This window comes from Caulobacter sp. FV1ye6ST (assembly GCF_058681225.1).
Map to the genome: position 1 here is coordinate 1953774 of NZ_CM178733.1, position 15507 is coordinate 1969280.

10 protein-coding genes and 2 pseudogenes are annotated in these 15507 nt (G+C 65.2%); 9 read left to right on the forward strand and 3 right to left on the reverse strand.

Going from position 1 to position 15507, the window contains the following annotated elements; genetic code table 11:
• Positions 1-10: 10 nt before the first annotated feature.
• From ACW175_RS09830 to hutC, 4 genes are all read left to right on the forward strand, one after another.
• The gene (locus tag ACW175_RS09830) at positions 11-2704 is read left to right on the forward strand and encodes a TonB-dependent receptor (RefSeq protein ID WP_492104309.1); all 2694 of its coding nucleotides are present in this window, start codon (positions 11-13) and stop codon (positions 2702-2704) included.
• Between the two features lie 62 nt (positions 2705-2766).
• A complete protein-coding gene (locus ACW175_RS09835; protein WP_012286388.1) occupies positions 2767-3471 on the forward strand; it encodes a PepSY domain-containing protein in 705 nt (234 codons plus the stop codon).
• Positions 3472-3478: 7 nt separating this feature from the next.
• The gene (locus ACW175_RS09840) at positions 3479-4195 is read left to right on the forward strand and encodes a PepSY domain-containing protein (protein WP_012286389.1); all 717 of its coding nucleotides are present in this window, start codon (positions 3479-3481) and stop codon (positions 4193-4195) included.
• A gap of 62 nt (positions 4196-4257) precedes the next feature.
• Complete coding sequence (gene hutC, locus ACW175_RS09845; protein ID WP_041538977.1) at positions 4258-4986, forward strand: histidine utilization transcriptional repressor HutC; 729 nt, start codon at positions 4258-4260, stop codon at positions 4984-4986.
• Between the two features lie 423 nt (positions 4987-5409).
• Here the strand turns inward: hutC and ACW175_RS09850 are convergent, their stop codons facing one another.
• On the reverse strand, positions 5410-6570 hold the full coding sequence (locus ACW175_RS09850; protein WP_012286392.1) for a hypothetical protein: 1161 nt from the start codon (positions 6568-6570) through the stop codon (positions 5410-5412).
• Between the two features lie 530 nt (positions 6571-7100).
• On the opposite strand from ACW175_RS09850, the gene ACW175_RS09855 reads away from it, so the two are divergent.
• The 3 genes and pseudogenes from ACW175_RS09855 to ACW175_RS09865 all read left to right on the forward strand — a co-directional run.
• Positions 7101-7319 carry a GntR family transcriptional regulator gene (locus ACW175_RS09855; protein WP_492104936.1) on the forward strand — a complete coding sequence of 73 codons (219 nt, stop codon included), beginning with the start codon at positions 7101-7103 and terminating at the stop codon, positions 7317-7319.
• A 971-nt stretch (positions 7320-8290) separates the two neighbouring features.
• A pseudogene (locus ACW175_RS09860) lies at positions 8291-8662 on the forward strand (hypothetical protein); the annotation flags it as partial.
• Between the two features lie 99 nt (positions 8663-8761).
• Positions 8762-9892, forward strand: a pseudogene (locus ACW175_RS09865) (methyl-accepting chemotaxis protein); the annotation flags it as partial.
• A gap of 61 nt (positions 9893-9953) precedes the next feature.
• Here ACW175_RS09865 and ACW175_RS09870 read toward each other — a convergent pair.
• Entirely contained in the window at positions 9954-11249 is a 1296-nt protein-coding gene (locus ACW175_RS09870) for a TetR/AcrR family transcriptional regulator (RefSeq protein ID WP_492104310.1), read from the reverse strand.
• Positions 11250-11405: 156 nt separating this feature from the next.
• Between ACW175_RS09870 and ACW175_RS09875 the strand changes: the two genes are divergently transcribed.
• Entirely contained in the window at positions 11406-13688 is a 2283-nt protein-coding gene (locus ACW175_RS09875; RefSeq protein ID WP_492104311.1) for a TonB-dependent receptor, read from the forward strand.
• An 18-nt stretch (positions 13689-13706) separates the two neighbouring features.
• Entirely contained in the window at positions 13707-14777 is a 1071-nt protein-coding gene (locus ACW175_RS09880) for a tyrosine-protein phosphatase (RefSeq protein WP_492104312.1), read from the forward strand.
• On the opposite strand, the gene ACW175_RS09885 is transcribed toward ACW175_RS09880, so the two are convergent.
• A complete protein-coding gene (locus ACW175_RS09885; protein ID WP_492104313.1) occupies positions 14774-15457 on the reverse strand; it encodes a TetR/AcrR family transcriptional regulator in 684 nt (227 codons plus the stop codon). The genes ACW175_RS09880 and ACW175_RS09885 overlap by 4 nt on opposite strands.
• Positions 15458-15507 lie beyond the last annotated feature (50 nt).

Below are 15507 nucleotides of genomic sequence, written 5' to 3' on the forward strand. Positions count from 1 at the left end.
GGGGATCGCCATGAAACTGATCGACAAACGAACTCTGCTGGCGAGCGTCGCCGCCATGGCGACGCTGGTCGGCGCCGGACAGGCTTTCGCCCAAGCGACCGAGACGGCCACGGTCGAGGAGGTGATCGTCACCGGCAGCCGCATCAAGCGCGCCGACATCACCGGGGTTGGGCCGGCGACCGTGATTTCGCAGGACCAGATCGAGCGGACGGGCCTGACCAATGTCGAGTCCCTGTTGCAGCGCCTGCCGGCCTCGGCCGGCAACGCCGGCAACCAGACCAACGCCTATTGGACCGGCAACGGCTACGGCACCGCCCAGGTCAATTTGCGCGGCCTGGGCATCAACCGCACCCTGACCCTGATCAACGGCCGCCGGGTGGTGAACGGCGGCACCGGCGCCAACAGCGCGCCCGACCTGAACATGATCCCGACAGCGATCATCGGCCGCATCGACGTGCTCAAGGACGGGGCCTCGGCGATCTACGGCGCCGACGCCGTGGCCGGCGTGGTCAACATCATCACCCAGAACAACTTCGAGGGCCTGAAGCTCTCGGCCAAGTACGGCGTCACCGACGAGGGCGACGGCCAGGACTATACGGTCGACGTGCTCTGGGGCATGCGCAACGAACGCGGCGGGGTGACGGCGGGGCTGACTTACCAGAAGACCGAGGCGGTCAACCTGGCCAGCCGCGCGCCCTGCGGCCTGGGCGAGGTCGGCGGCCAACTGGTCTGCATCTCCAGCGCCTCGACGATCGGCGGCCGGGCCGTGCTGCCCAATGGCCAGCAGATCAATTTCAACCAGACCCCGGGCGGCAACGGCAATTTCTACGAGCCCTACAGCGCCGCCAAGCACAACTTCAACTCCAACCCGTTCCTCAACGCCGTCAGCCCGATCGAGCGGATCAGCACAGCCTTCCTCGCTGACTACAAGCTGACCGACACCGTCACCCTGTTTGGCGAGCTGTTCTTCACCCACCGCGAAAGCCACCAGATCGCCACGCCGGGAACCCTGCGCAACCTGGCCATCTTGGCCAGCAACCCGACCAATCCGACGGGCCAGAACATCACCTTGCTGCAGCGCCGCCTGGCCGAACCTGGGCCGCGGATCTTCTCGCAGGAGACCGACACCTACCGCTTCGTCGGCGGCGCGCGCGGTTCGCTGGCGGGTGACTGGACCTGGGAGGCGGCGGCCAACTGGGGCCGCAACACCGGCGTCGATGCGATGAGCAACATCGCCAATCTTGAGCGGGTGCGTAACTCGGTCAACACCAGCGTCTGCAGCACGACGCCCGGCGCGGCGATCCCCTGTATCGACTACCTCGGCGCTGGAGATGTGACGCCCGCGGCCCTGAAATACATCCTGTTCAATTCCCGCGACACCGGCGGCAACGAACAAAAGAGCGTCACCGCCGATGTCACCGGCACGCTGCTCAGCCTGCCGGCCGGCCGCCTGGCGGTGGCCGCCGGTGTCGTCTATCGCCAGGAAAAGGGCTGGCGTGATCCCGACGCCCTGACGGTGCTGGGCATCGCCAACACCAACCAGCAGGACCCGATCTCGGGTTCGGTGACCGCCAAGGAAGCCTATCTGGAACTTTCGGCGCCCCTGCTGGCCAACCTGCCGATGGTCCAGAGCCTGGATTTGGACGCGGCGGTCCGCTACTCGGATTATGACCTGTTCGGCTCGAACGAGACCTACAAGATCGGCCTGAACTGGGCCGTGATCCCCAGCCTTCGCCTGCGCGCCACCTATGGGACGGGCTTCCGTATCCCCAGCGTGCCCGAGCTGTTTGGCGGGGTGGCCGAGGGCAACCTGACGACCACCGATCCGTGCAGCCGCTACGCCACCAGCGGCAATGCCACCCTGATCGCCAACTGCCAGGCCACTGGCGTTCCGGCCAACTACGTCCAACTGGGCAATACGGTGCTGACGACCGTCGGCGGCAACCAGAACCTGCAGCCGGAAACCGCCAAGACCCTGACGCTCGGGGCGGTGATCCAACCGCCGATCATCCCGGGCCTGTCGGTGACGGTCGACTACTTCGATATCGAGATCAAGGACGCCATCCGCTCGATCCCCGGCTCCACCAAGTTGGCCGTCTGCTATGCGACCCCCAGCCTGGCTCACCCGTTCTGCGGCGCCTCCAACTTCACGCGCAGTCCGCTGACCGGCGAGATCACCTATCTGTCCGCCCAGCCGACCAATGCCGGCCTGGAGAAGATGAAGGGCGTCGATGTCGGAGTTCGCTATGACTTCGACATCCGGGGCCTGCGCGCCAGCCTCGACTGGAACACCACCTATCTCGACAGCTATGTGGTGACCCCGTTCCAGGGCGCCGATCCTATCGTCTTCGACGGCCATATCGGCGGCGGCAACGGCGGCTATCCGCACTGGCGCTCCAATGGCAGCTTTTCGCTGATGGCCGAACGCTGGACGGGGACCTATTCGGTGCAGTGGATCGGCAAGGCCACTGACTTCAACGCCGCGCCCACGGCGATCGGCTACAAAACGCCCGACGTCTTCTACCACAACGCCCAGTTCGCCTACCGGCTGGGGGGGCAGGCCGACATCGCCGTCGGCGTCGACAACCTCTTCGACAAGAAGGCGCCGTTCATCCAGAGCTGGACCGACGGCAACACCGACACCATGACCTACGACCTGCTGGGTCGGCGGGGCTATGTGCGGCTGAGCTACAAGTTCAACTAGTCCGTCTCCGCGCCTGGCTGGCCTCGCGGGCCGGCCAGGCGCCTTTCGATCAGGTGAAGACTATGCGTTGGCCGGCCCTCGCCCGGAACACTCACAAATGGCTCGGCCTCGTCATCGGCGTGCAGGCGGTCTTCTGGACCTTCAGCGGCCTCTACATGACCGCCGTCCATCTCGACATCATCCATGGCGACCACCTGGTGCGCCACGCGCCATCGCCGCCGCTGGAGCTTGCCAACCTGGTCGAGCCCGGCGCGGTGATGACGGCGGCGCCTAGCCAGGCCGTGCGGCTGGAGACCCAGTTGGGTCAGCCGGTCTACGTCGTGACGGGCGGGCCGGAGCGCGCGTTGTTCGACGCCCGCACCGGCGACAAGCTGTCGCCGCTGGGCCAGGCTGCTGCGGAAGCTCGCGCCAAGGCGCTTTATGCCGGCGTCGGGCCGATCAAAGCCGTCGAGTTGCTCGGCAAGGCGCCGCCGGAAATCCGCGGTCGTCCGGCGCCGCTCTGGCGCATCGAGTTCCAGGGCTGGTGGCGACCGACGCTCTACATCTCGGCCCAGACCGGTGAGCTGGTCGCCAAGCGCCACGACCTGTGGCGCATCTTCGACTTCGTGTGGATGTTCCACATCATGGACTACCAGGAGCGCGAGAACGTCAACAACACGCTCCTGCGCGTCGCCACCTGGGCGGCCGTGGCCAGTTGCGCCAGCGGCGCCTGGCTCCTGATCTTCAGTTTCCGCCGTCGTCGGCGGGCCCGCAAAGCCGCCGCGTGAGACCGTCATGTTGCTGATCCGCACCCTGCACAAATGGTTTGGCCTGATCTTGGGCCTGCAGTTCCTGCTGTGGACGGTGAGCGGGGCGATGATGGCCTTGCTCGACCACCACAAGGTCTCGGGCGAGCACACTGTGCGTGCGCCTGTTGCCTTGGCGGCGCCGACGAAGCTCGTGCCGATCGGCGAGCTAGCCACCTTGGTTGGCGCGCCAATCCAGAGCGTCAAGCTGCGGCCGCTGAACGGCCGCTACGTGTACGAGGCGAAGACCTCCGCAGGGACTTCGATGCTGGACGCCACCTCCGGCCGGCCGGTGGTCATCGACGCCGTCGCCGCGCGCGGCCTGGCCGACGCCGCCTATGTCGGCGATGGCAAGATCACCGCCGTCGAACCGGTGACCCAGCACGGCCTGGAGACGCGCGGCCTGGTCCTGCCCCTGTGGAAGGCCAGCTTCAACGACGCGGGCCACACCACCCTCTATGTCGCCGCCGCCACCGGCGACGTGGTCGAACGCCGAACCGACACCTGGCGGTTGTGGGACGTCTTCTGGATGCTGCACATCATGGACTATTCCAATCGCACCAGCTTCAACCACCCGCTGATCATCACGGTGGCGACAGGCGTCGCCTGGTTGGCCCTCAGCGGAGTCATCCTGCTCTTTCGCAGCTTCAGGCGATCGGATTTCGCCTGGGCTCTGGACGGACTGGACCGCTTGCGCTCACGTTAGCCTCCGCCACCAGCGCGGCCCCGCGCCACCTCGTCCCTTGCGTCCGCGAGATCTCCTTGGCCATGGCCCGCGACACCCCCTCGACGCTACATCAGCGCATCCGAACCGATATCGGCGAGCGCATCCGATCGGGCGCCTGGCCGCCGGGCCATCGGATCCCCTTCGAGCACGAACTGATGGCGCAGTACGGCTGCTCGCGGATGACCGTGAACAAGGCGCTGTCGCCGCTCGCCGAGCGGGGCCTGATCATCCGCCAGCGCGGGGCGGGCTCCTTCGTCTGCCACCCCAGGGTCCATTCCGTGGTCCTGGATATCCCTGACATCCAGGCCGAGATCAGCGGGCGCGGCGCGGCCTATCGCTACGAACTTCTGTCGCGGCAGCTGCGGCGTCCCGATCGCGTCGAAATGGCCAAGCTCGACCTGGTCGCCTCGAGTAGGGTTCTGGCCTTGACGTGCCTGCATCGCTCCAACGAGCGCCCGTTCGCGCTGGAGGAACGGGTGATCAATCTGACGGCCGTGCCCGACGCCGCGGAGGCAGATTTCTCAAGGGCGCCGCCGGGCACCTGGCTGCTCGGGACGGTCGCTTGGACCGAGGCCGAGCATCGCATCAGCGCCGTCAACGTCTCGCGCTCCACGGCCAATTTGCTTGGCATAAACGCCAGCGCGGCTTGCTTGGCGCTGGAGCGGCGCACGTGGCGAGGTGATGACCAGATCACCTGTGTTCGGCTGCTATTCCCAGGCGAAGTCTACGATCTGATGGCGCGGCTTTCGCCCACGCCGACGGGCGTTTGACATCACAGACCCTCTGCCGCTCTAGGTCAGCCCTGTAACCACCTGTCTGCGAGCGGCGGCGGCTCCTGCTGGCTTATCAGCGATGCTTTAGTTTGCGCTGCGCTTAGGGCAGGGGGCCTAAAAGCTCATCGAGGACTGAGCTGAGATGGGTCTCGATCACCCTTACCTCCTGGATGGTTATAGGAACGTCATCGGGCCAGTCATCGGTGACCACGATCACTGCCGGCGTTCTTCTCGAACGTTGCTTCGGACCGGTCACGGTGCGGGTCGTAGGTTTTTCGGGTCCTTTGGCCAATTGACCGTTCCTCACTCAAGATCACCTGGTGCGCCGTTCTGAGACGTCTCAAACGCTCATGGGAGACAGTCACTGGATGAAATTTTATCGGCGAGTCCACGCGGGACATCGCACTGCCAAGCCGTGGCTTAGGCTTTCAGCGCCTTGGAAAATATCGGGACCTGGGATGTGACCGGATCGAGCGCGTCGGCTTGCGCCAGCGCCCAATCGGCCCACGCCATGAGAGGCTGCGTCGCGTCTGATCGGGCGAGAACCGCGGCCACGAAGCCCCGGACGTCTTGGGCGGCGCGCCATTCGGCGGCTTGGGTGAGCAGATGTTGGCGCCCCTGTTGTGGGAAGGCGATCGGGGGATCGGGTTGCTTCCTGGGCTCGACCCGTCGCCTTTCCATCGTTTGAGCCAGTTGCGCCCTGTACTGAAGTTGTCGGGCATGAGCGCGCGCGGCCTCCGCCCGAAACTCCGCTTCGCCGGCCACCAGGATTTCCAGGGCCACGGCGGACAGGCGCTCCTCAAGCGGATCGTCGGCGACATCTTCCCAGAAGACCTGGTAGCAGTCCGCGCGGCCTGTACTCGGCCCGATCATCAGCCTCAAGGTGTCGGCAGGGCCTTGTCGGACTTGCCACTGGCCTTGCCTGTCCGGCTCCGCCAGCGGGTGGTCCAGGCGAAGCGGAACCCGAGTATCGCCGACGAGGACGGAGACGTCCCGGCCAGCCTTGCCGCGAACCTCGATGCGGGCCCGCGCCTTGGCCATGCCCAGGCCTAGGCTGTTGAGGATTCTCAAGCGCCGTTTCTCGAACCCGCTTTCAAAGAGCGGCTTGTTCCAGGGGGAGGCCGACTTCTCCGACCGCTGGCGGGCGGCGCGCTTTTGGTCCTCCTGGAGAATTTGACGCAACCCGGCCCATGGACTGGACAGGTCGCGCACGTGTTTGACCGCGCCCAATCGCACCTGCGATCGGGCGCGCACGCTCTCCAGAGATTCATCGAAGCGTGGCGGTTTCGGTAGGGGCTGAGCCAGCTGTGCTTCCGGCGTAGCCCGCGAGGCTTGATAGTCCAGCTCGCCGATCCGCAGCATCTCGTTTGCGCCGGGCGTGCGGCAGGGCAGGGGAATGGGCCTAGTCGGCTGCCCGGCCGCGAGTTTGGTCCAGTAGCCACGATATGGAACCGGCACGTCGCCGCTCATGCAGGCATTCTTGATCGCCATCTCGGGCACGCCAAGCCGCTGCGCAGCGGCCTTGATCGGTTCAGACCAGACCAAGTCGTAGAGCGCTTGCCGACTCAGAGCTTCGTCCATTTTGCTCCTCGCGTTGTTCTGGGAGGGAGGCGACCAAGGCTGCGGCCCATGGGTCGTACCGAGAGGCGAAATGCCGATGGCGTTCGCGATAGATCGTGAATGGTGCAGAAGGTCATCGAAAGATATCGGGAGGAGGTTTAAGGTATTTGTCGCGACTTGGCGCGAAATCGATCCATGCTCGCTGCTATATGTCAAGCATCCGAATTTCTGAGCGAATTCAAAACGCTAATATTTGGCGGTATTGATCACAGGTATACACGAACGTGTGATTATTGAAATCCAATAAATTCAATGAGTTGGTATAATTACTGGAATTGAGTGGGAATGATTCCGTAGGTCTCGGGAGCTTTCGGAAACGCTCAAGAACGGCGCCGTAACGAATTGAACAAAAACGTGATTGTTGCCGATGTCTAGCGGCGACAATCGGCCAGCATCCGTTCCATCTGACGGACTGTGTGGCGGGCCTTCCCGAGCCCACGCCCGCCAATACGCCCGTCGTCATCGACTTGGCCTTCGCGTGCGCGCGCCTCGTGCGATGTGATCCCCAGCGTCCGCTCTATCGGCAGTTGGCGGACATGATCCGCAAGATCGAAGCCTCCCATCGCGGCGTTCGACCGCCGACCGAGCGGCGTCTGGCGCAAGAGCTCAGGATGGCGCGCGTGACGGTCCGTAAGGCTCTGGCGGATTTGGAGCGTGAGGGGATCATCCGGCGCAGGCAGGGAGCGGGAACCTATTTCGCCTCCGAGTAGGCACGGCGCCGGTCGGGACTAAGCTGAATCAACCCCTGAAGGCGACTTCCGCGAGCGGGGAAAGGGGGCGCGACCGTGGTCGTTCCACCTTGGCAGGGCCCGCCGTTGAGGCCGCAATTGAAGGTCCATTTGTGGAGTGGTTCGAAGAGCCGCATTTGGCGCTTGGAACTCTTTCAGTGGACGAGTTCGTATCAGCCTGGCCTCTGAAAGTGGAGCCACCCGGATTAGGCCGTTCTCAGCATCCTGGCGACGTTGCTTCTGCCATTCCTCGACCTCCAATAAGTCCCATACGCATGTGGGGCTTGGTGTGCCGGGGCGGCAATAGATGTGCTGAGAATTTAGCCAGACGGTCGGTTGTGAGCGATTTTCTGCGACATCATGACGCGTGATAAGCGCCTTGAAACTCAAATGAAGTTCATTTTGAGCGAGTGTCACATCCAATATAAGTGATCTATACCTTTCTGTAATTGTAATTCGTCTTCTTGAGATGATTGTTGACGACTAAAGGCGTCGCCTCGTCTCCGAAGGCCTTGTGGCCCAAGTTCTGAATGTCGACGCCTTAGCCGACATCCGGCAGGCGATAGAAATCGCTCCGAGCGCCAAAGGTTAGAGGAAGAAGTCAGATGTCGATGTTCACGCGGTTCAAAACGTCTTCCCAGCCCCAGGCCGCGATCCTGGAGGTCCGGCGCCTCGCCCAGGCCATGAAGAATGGCGACTACGCTGATCGGGCAAATCCTCAGGCCGTCACGGGGGAGGCTCGTGAAATCCTTCTCGCCGTCAATGCCCTCCTCGATGAGGGGCTGCAGCCGGTCCGCGCGCTGGGCGAAAGCCTGAGGTTCATGTCGGTCGAACACGACCGGGGCGACATCGACGTCCAGATGCCCGTCGCCCAGTTCAAGGGTGACCTGGCGACGATGGCGAGCGACGTCAATTCGCTGGTGAACGCGCACATCGCGGCAAAGAAGAAGGCCATGGCCTGCGTCAAGGCTTTCGGTGATGGGGACTTCGAGGCGGTCCTGGAGCCTTTCCCGGGCAAGAAGGCCTTTATCAATGAAACCATCGAGACGCTGCGCGGCAATCTCAAGGGCCTGATCGCCGAGATGAACCATATGTCCGACGAGCATGATCGCGGCGATATCGACGTCTTCGTGCCGGTCGACAAATTCAGGGGGGACTTCGCGGTCATGGCCCGTGGCGTCAACACCATGGTGTCGGGCCACATCGCCGTCAAAAAGAAGGCCATGGCCTGCATCAAGGAGTTCGGCGACGGGAACTTCAGCGCGCCTCTCGAGCAGTTCCCCGGCAAGAAGGCCTTCATCAACGACACGGTCGAGACGCTGCGCGGCAACCTCACGGCGATCACCGTCGAGATCCAGAAGCTGATCGCTGTGTCCATGGCGGGGGAACTCAGCAAACGCGGAGAGCCCGGCCGCTTCGTGGGCGATTTCGCCCAGCTTGTGACGGGCATCAATGGCATGCTGGACGCGATCCTGTTGCCGATCGCCGAAGGAAATAGGGTTCTCGAGAAAGTCAGCGGCGGCGACCTGACCGAGCGGGTGGAAATCGAGTGCGAGGGTGACCACCGTCGCATGAAGGACGCCATCAACGGCTTGGTCGACAGTCTGACCAAGTTCGCGGGGGATGTTTCCAACGCCGCCGACCAGGTGGCGGCCGGTAGTCAGGAACTCTCCGCCAGCGCCGACCAGATGAGCCAAGGCACGACCGAACAGGCTTCGGCGGCCGAGCAGGCCTCGGCCTCGATGGAAGAGATGGCCTCCAACATCAAGCAGAACGCCGACAACGCCGCCCAGACCGAGAAGATCGCTCGCCAGTCCGCCGCCGACGCCGAAACCTCGGGTCAGGCGGTCAACAAGGCGGTCGAAGCCATGCAGACCATCGCCGACAAGATCGCCATCGTGCAGGAGATCGCGCGTCAGACCGACCTGCTGGCCCTGAACGCGGCCGTTGAGGCCGCCCGCGCCGGCGAGTATGGCCGCGGCTTCGCGGTGGTCGCCTCCGAAGTGCGCAAGCTGGCCGAACGCTCGCAAAGCGCGGCCACTGAAATCAGCGCGGTCTCGTCCGATACGGTCAAGGCCGCCCGATCGGCCGGTGAGATGCTGACCACCCTCGTGCCGAACATCCGCAAGACCGCCGAGCTGGTTTTCGAGATCAGCGCCGCCTGCCGCGAGCAGGACATCGGCGCCTCGCAAGTCAACGAAGCCATCCAGCAACTGGACAAGGTCATCCAGCAGAACGCCTCGGCCGCCGAACAGATGTCCGCCACCTCCGAGGAGCTGGCCGCCCAGGCCGAGGAACTGCAGGGCTCGATGGCCTATTTCCATCGCATCGAATCCCTGGGCGCCGTTCGGAGGCCGGGCTTCGGGGGCGGCATCAGGGCGCGAACCGGCGCCAGGACGGAAACGCATGGCCGAGCCGGGAGGCCGCTCGCAAAGGGCGTCATCGGACGCTCTTCCGTGGCCGCCCAGCAGTCCCAGGTCACCGGGTTTGTTTTGGACCTGCAACAAGGCAGTCCCGACGCCGAGGACACCCATTTCAAAAGCTACGGCGCCTGACGCGGACTGGCGAAGTCCCGACTTTGGGCTGGCGTCGCCCGCGCATCAAAGGTGTTGAACGTCAGTGCGCGTCAAATTCCCTGGTGCTGTTCCAAGCCAGGAACTTGGCTTCGATCTGCTCGCACAGCGCCAATCGCGCGGCGTGGGGATTGTTGTCGCCGGCGCAACTGAACCAAACCGCCGCCAGAAGGCGGGCCAGCACGCTGGCGTGCAGAACGAGATCGTCGCCGGAAAGACCGAACACCCGGCCAAGGCTGTCGCGCAGCGTGCCGCCGTATGAAAACCGGATCACCCCGCCCGCCGGGGCAAGCTCGCGACGACGCACCGTCGCCAAGAACAAGCGCCGGCGGCGGATCACGGCCGGCGAGGGCGACTTGGCTGTGACATGCAGGCGCAAAGCCGCGAACAGCGCCTCGGGAGTCAGGATGCCTTCGACAGTGGGCGGGCCATCATTCCGGGCGGCGGCTTCATCGGTCATTGTCTGGACCTGGCCACGGATGGCACCGGCGACGAGATCCTCGATCGAGCGGAAATGGTGGGTGACCGAGCCCGTGGTTACGCCCGCGCGCGCCGCTACCGCGCGGTGGGTCAGGCCCGAAAGGCCCTTGTCCTCGACGACCTCGGCGGCGGCCTGGGCGATGCGCATGGCCGCCGGCTGAACGGAGCCGAAAGGCCGGGTTCCCGCTGTGCGTTCGACCAAGGGCGTTACGCCCCGCATCGGGCGGATCGAGGCCCCAAGCCAAAGGGTGGCGAAATGCTCCGCCATCTCTGTGAGCGCGGCGCTTTCAAGCGTTGGGGACCAGGCCGACAGGCTGTAGAGCGCCTCGTGCTCGAAGAAGGCGTGCAGAATCCGCCCGTCGATCGACGCGAGGCCGAAGCGCTCGGCGGCCTCGATCCAGAAGTCTCGCCACAGGCCAGTCCATCCCGCCGCGATCCCCTGTCCGGGCGCGGCGGTGACGGCTTCCTGGTAGATCAGCGCGAGGCGACGGCCATCGCTCGCCCAGGCCTGGATCACATGCGGCAGCGCCAGCGCCGCACCGTCCGGCGAGCGGGGCAGGGTGGCGATCTCTCGCGCGCGACATTCTTGCCAGGCGCGGGTCTCTTCCAGGCCTTGCTTGAATACGGCCTGTAACAAACGTTCTAAATTGCCGAAGTTGTAGTTGACCGCGCTGGCCGAGGTTCCGGCTTGGGCGGCGATGGCGCGCGCCGATGCGGCGGCAATTCCCCCTTCGGCGACCAGGGTCGCGGCGGCTGCGACCAGGCGCTGACGCGTGTTGTCGTGGGGCTCCGAGCTTCCGAAGTGTGAGGGCGTCGCGGGTGGCGCGGAGGTTGTGGCAGGGGGCGGGCGAGCGGGCATCAGGCATATTCCCTACCCGGATGAGCGGTGCAAGTCAGGGGCGTATCGGGCTGCGACCTTCGTGCAACTGAAACATAACATTCGTTCTAATGTCATGCGCTGCGCCTAGATGCGCCCCAGCCCGGCTGGTCAGTCGGGAGGTAAAGGGGACTCACGATGAAACGGCATATCGAGATGTCGGCGCTGCGCGTCGGCCTGCTGACGAGCGCGGCGGCCCTGGCCCTGTGCGGCGCGGCCAGCGCGGCGGATAACGCCGCCGCCTCCGGAGACAGCGCGGTCGGCCTCGAGGAGGTCGTCGTCACCGCCCAGAAGCGCAAGACCAACCTGCAGGACACGCCGATCGCCATCTCCGCGATGGACAGCGAGGCCCTCAAGGCCCGTCACGTCCAGTCGGTGGAAGACCTGGGCGACGGCTCGATACCGTCGCTGCGCGTGGCCCCGTTCTTCGCCCGGAAGTCGGCCTTGACGATCGGCATGCGCGGCATCGGCGCTCTCGGCGACGCCAACCAGCCCGCCCGTGATCAGGCCGTCGGCGTCTATGTCAACGGCGTCTATCTGGGCCGTGCCCAAGGCCTGGGCTCGGCGCTGTATGACGTCGAGCGCATCGAGGTGCTGAAGGGGCCGCAGGGCACGCTTTTCGGCCGCAACACCGAAGGCGGCGCGGTCAGCATCATCACCAAGGCTCCGACCGGCGTGTTCGGCATGAACACCACGCTCGGCTACGGCAACTACAATGGCTACAAGCTCGAGACCCACGTCGATCTGCCGGCTTACAAGGGCGTCAGCTTCAAGATCGACGCCCTGCTCAGCAAGCGCGACGGCACGACGACCAACCCGACCAGCACGGGCCAGCCCGACTTCAACAGCTACGACAAGCGTGGCGTGAACCTGGAGTTCGCCTGGCGTCCGTCGGAGACCTTCACCGCCGACTACGCCTACGACCTCTCGTATGACGGCTCGACCCCGTACTATGTGCAGCTGGAGAAGAAGGGCGCCCTGGCCCTGGCCCCGTTGACGCCCGCTCAGCCGGACCGCGCTGATCGCGCCAGCGTCGGCGTGCCGTTGCGGACCAGCGAGGGCGACACGTGGGGGCACCGGCTGAACCTGACCTGGAAGCTGGGTGATAATCTGGACCTCAAGTCGATCAGCTCGTACCGCAAGCTGACCCAGACCCAGTTCGACAACGGCGCGGCGGCCCTGTCGGTGTTCGCGCCGAACGCCGCCTTCGCCCGCTACAGCGTCGCCCGCGTCTGGCAGGACCAGGTCAGCCAGGAGCTGCAACTGGTCGGAAAGACCGATCGCATCGAATACGTCGGCGGCGTCTTCTATTTCCGCGAGAAGGTCCGCGACAACGCTCAGACTCCGAACTCGCTGCAGTGGAACGCGACGGGCACGGCCTATACGACCCTGTCGCTGGACTTCAACACGATCTCGCTGGACCGGGCCAGCCACGTGGAGACGACCAGCTACGGCGCCTTCGGTCAGGCCGCCTGGACGCCGGCGGTCCTCGACGACAGGCTGCATGTCACGGTCGGCGGCCGCTATACCAAGGACGCCAAGAAGGGCGACCTCGATATCGTCAACGGCGCGCCGCCCTCCTATGTCGACGCCAACAAGAACACGGTCGTCGGCAAGATCCCGCTGGACGAATCCTGGAGCCACTTCGACCCGATGGTCAGCGTGGCCTACGAGGTGACCCCGGACATCAATGTCTATGGCCGTTGGGCCACGGGGTACAAGGCCGGCGGGGCCAACTCGCGCTCGCTGACCTACCGCGCCTACGACCCCGAAAAGGTCGAGATGTTCGAGGTCGGCGCCAAGACCGAGTTCTGGAACCGCCGCGCCCGCCTGAACGTCGCGGCCTTCACCGGCGACATCAAGGACGCCCAGGTCGACTTCAACGTTCTGATCCTCAACAACAACCGCGGCACGTTGGAAACCACCAACGCCGCCACGGGCAAGACCAAGGGCTTCGAGCTGGACTTCGCCCTGGTTCCGGTCGAAGGCCTGACCCTATCGGGCGCCTACGCCTATACAGACATCAAGCTGTCCAAGGCGTTCAACCCGTTCACCAACGCCCAGTCGAGCATCTATCCGCTCTACAGTCCCAAGAACGCCGGCAGCGTGGCCGTGGACTATGTCCGTCCAGCCTTCGGCGCGACGTTCAAGGCCCACCTGGACGCCAACTTCGCTGACGCCCAGATGACCAGCACCACGGACCCGACCCTGAGCGACAAGTCGTTCACGGTGAACGGCCGTCTGGCCCTGGCCGAGATCAGGCTATCCGAGGACGCTCCGGCCCTGCAGTTGTCGGTGTGGTCGCGCAACCTGACCAACGAATCCTACGCCTTCCTACGCAACACCAACGCCGCCCTAGGCACGTACGCGATCTACAATGAGCCGCGCACCTTCGGCGTCGAAGCCAATGTGAAGTTCTGAGGGATGGGAGCCTCTAACATGGATCGTCGTTTGTTCCTCACGGCCGCTGGCGCGCTGGCGCTGGCGCCCGCCGCCCGCGCCGCGACCCTGCTGGACGCCAAGGCCGAGCGCACCGCGCCTGACGTTGTCCGCCTCGACTGGACCGGCGCCCAGGCCGTGTCCGTCCTGATCTCGGGCGACCCTGACGCGCGGAAGGGGGCCATGCGCCCGCTGAAGGCGGTGGCGGGTAGCTCCGCCAGCGTGGACGCTCCGGTCTCGCCGCGTCCGTACTTCCTGGTGACGGCGGCCGACGGCCGCCAGACCCGGGTGGCCGAGCGCCTGCTGCCGCTACAGGGCGGCCGGAACTTCCGCGACCTTGGCGGCTGGCGCGCCGCCGACGGCCGCCAGGTCAAATGGGGCAAGATCTATCGCTCCGGCGTGATGGCCAACCTGACCCTGACCGACCTCGAGTACCTGAAGGCGCTCGGCATCCTGACCATCTGCGACCTGCGCAGCCCGCAAGAACGCGCCAGCGAGCCCAACCCCTTTCTGAAGACGCCGGGACCGGAGGTCGTGGCCACTGACTACGACATGAGCGCGTCGATGGCGGCCTTCATGACGATGAAGACCCGTGAGGACGCCATCCAGGGCTTCGCCGACGCCTATGTCGGCTTTCTGGACATGTTGACCCCGCACTATACCGACATGTTCGCGCGCCTCGTGGCCGACGAGGGGCCGCTGGCCTTCAACTGCAGCGCTGGCAAGGACCGCACGGGGATGGCCTCGGCCCTGATCTTGTCGGTGCTGGGGGCGTCGCGCGAGACTGTGCTCACCGACTATGGCCTGACCCAGGTGTACACGCCGCCGTCCTACTACGCGAAGATGGCCCAGAGCGGGGCCGGCGCCAGCGTCACGGCCCAGCAGATGCAGGCCCTGTCCAAGCTGCCGCCGGAGGTGCTGCGGGTGATCATGGGCTCGGATCCCGAGGTCATGCGCCGGGCTCTGGCGACCATTGACGCCAAGTTCGGCGGGCCGGTCGCCCTGACCAAGGCGCGCTTTGGGCTGACCGACGCCAAGATCGCCAAGCTGCGCGCCGCTTACCTGGCCTAGTCGAACACGCGAGCGTCTCTCTTAGGCTTACGCCCCGGCTCATGTGCCGCGCCGGGGCGTGGGCGGTCCGCCTGGGAGTCGTCCTGTTCGATGGGAGGCGTGACCCTGTGCTCGCGCAGCAGGGTTTCCCAGCCCCGGATCATGATGGTCGCCGCCTGCGCATGGCCCAGGCTGCGGAAGCTCACGCCCGCTCCCTCAAGAAGCAGCAGAAGGCCGCCGACCAGCAGATCGGGCGCCTCGACGCCGGCCTGTTCGGCGGCTTCCAGCAGATGGCAGCGCAGCCGCGTCCTGTAGAGTTCGCAGACCCTTCTGATCACGTGATGGTCTTCGTGGATCTCGACGTCCAGGTTCGAGAGCAGCCAGCCGCGATAGGCGGGGTGCTCGATCTTGGCCGCCGCCGCCGCCAAGATGGCCCGAAACTGCGCCATGGGCGTGACCGAGAGCCGCTTGGCGATGGTCGCGAGTTCTTCCAGGTCATCGAGCGCCAATGAGCTGAGACAGGCCGCGGCCAGATCGTCCTTGGACTGGAAATAGCGATAGAACGTGGACTTGGTCAGGCCGCCGCGGGCGGCGATGTCGTTGACCGAGACGGCGCGAAAGCCGTGTCTATAGAAGAGGGCGGTTGCCGCTTCGATGAGACGGTCATTCGGCGTGTCCAGTGTCGGGATCTTGGCGCTCACGAGCAAAATCCTTGAAAGAGACGGTGAGGTCGCCCCGGCGGTTAGGCGCG

Excerpts from the sequence above, each read along its gene's own strand:
- ACW175_RS09830 (WP_492104309.1), top strand. The coding sequence starts at position 11 with ATGAAACTGATCGACAAACGAACTCTGCTGGCGAGCGTCGCCGCCATG.
- ACW175_RS09835 (WP_012286388.1), top strand. The coding sequence starts at position 2,767 with ATGCGTTGGCCGGCCCTCGCCCGGAACACTCACAAATGGCTCGGCCTC.
- ACW175_RS09840 (WP_012286389.1), top strand. The coding sequence starts at position 3,479 with ATGTTGCTGATCCGCACCCTGCACAAATGGTTTGGCCTGATCTTGGGC.
- hutC (WP_041538977.1), top strand. The coding sequence starts at position 4,258 with ATGGCCCGCGACACCCCCTCGACGCTACATCAGCGCATCCGAACCGAT.
- ACW175_RS09850 (WP_012286392.1), bottom strand. The coding sequence starts at position 6,570 with ATGGACGAAGCTCTGAGTCGGCAAGCGCTCTACGACTTGGTCTGGTCT.
- ACW175_RS09870 (WP_492104310.1), bottom strand. The coding sequence starts at position 11,249 with ATGCCCGCTCGCCCGCCCCCTGCCACAACCTCCGCGCCACCCGCGACG.
- ACW175_RS09875 (WP_492104311.1), top strand. The coding sequence starts at position 11,406 with ATGAAACGGCATATCGAGATGTCGGCGCTGCGCGTCGGCCTGCTGACG.
- ACW175_RS09880 (WP_492104312.1), top strand. The coding sequence starts at position 13,707 with ATGGATCGTCGTTTGTTCCTCACGGCCGCTGGCGCGCTGGCGCTGGCG.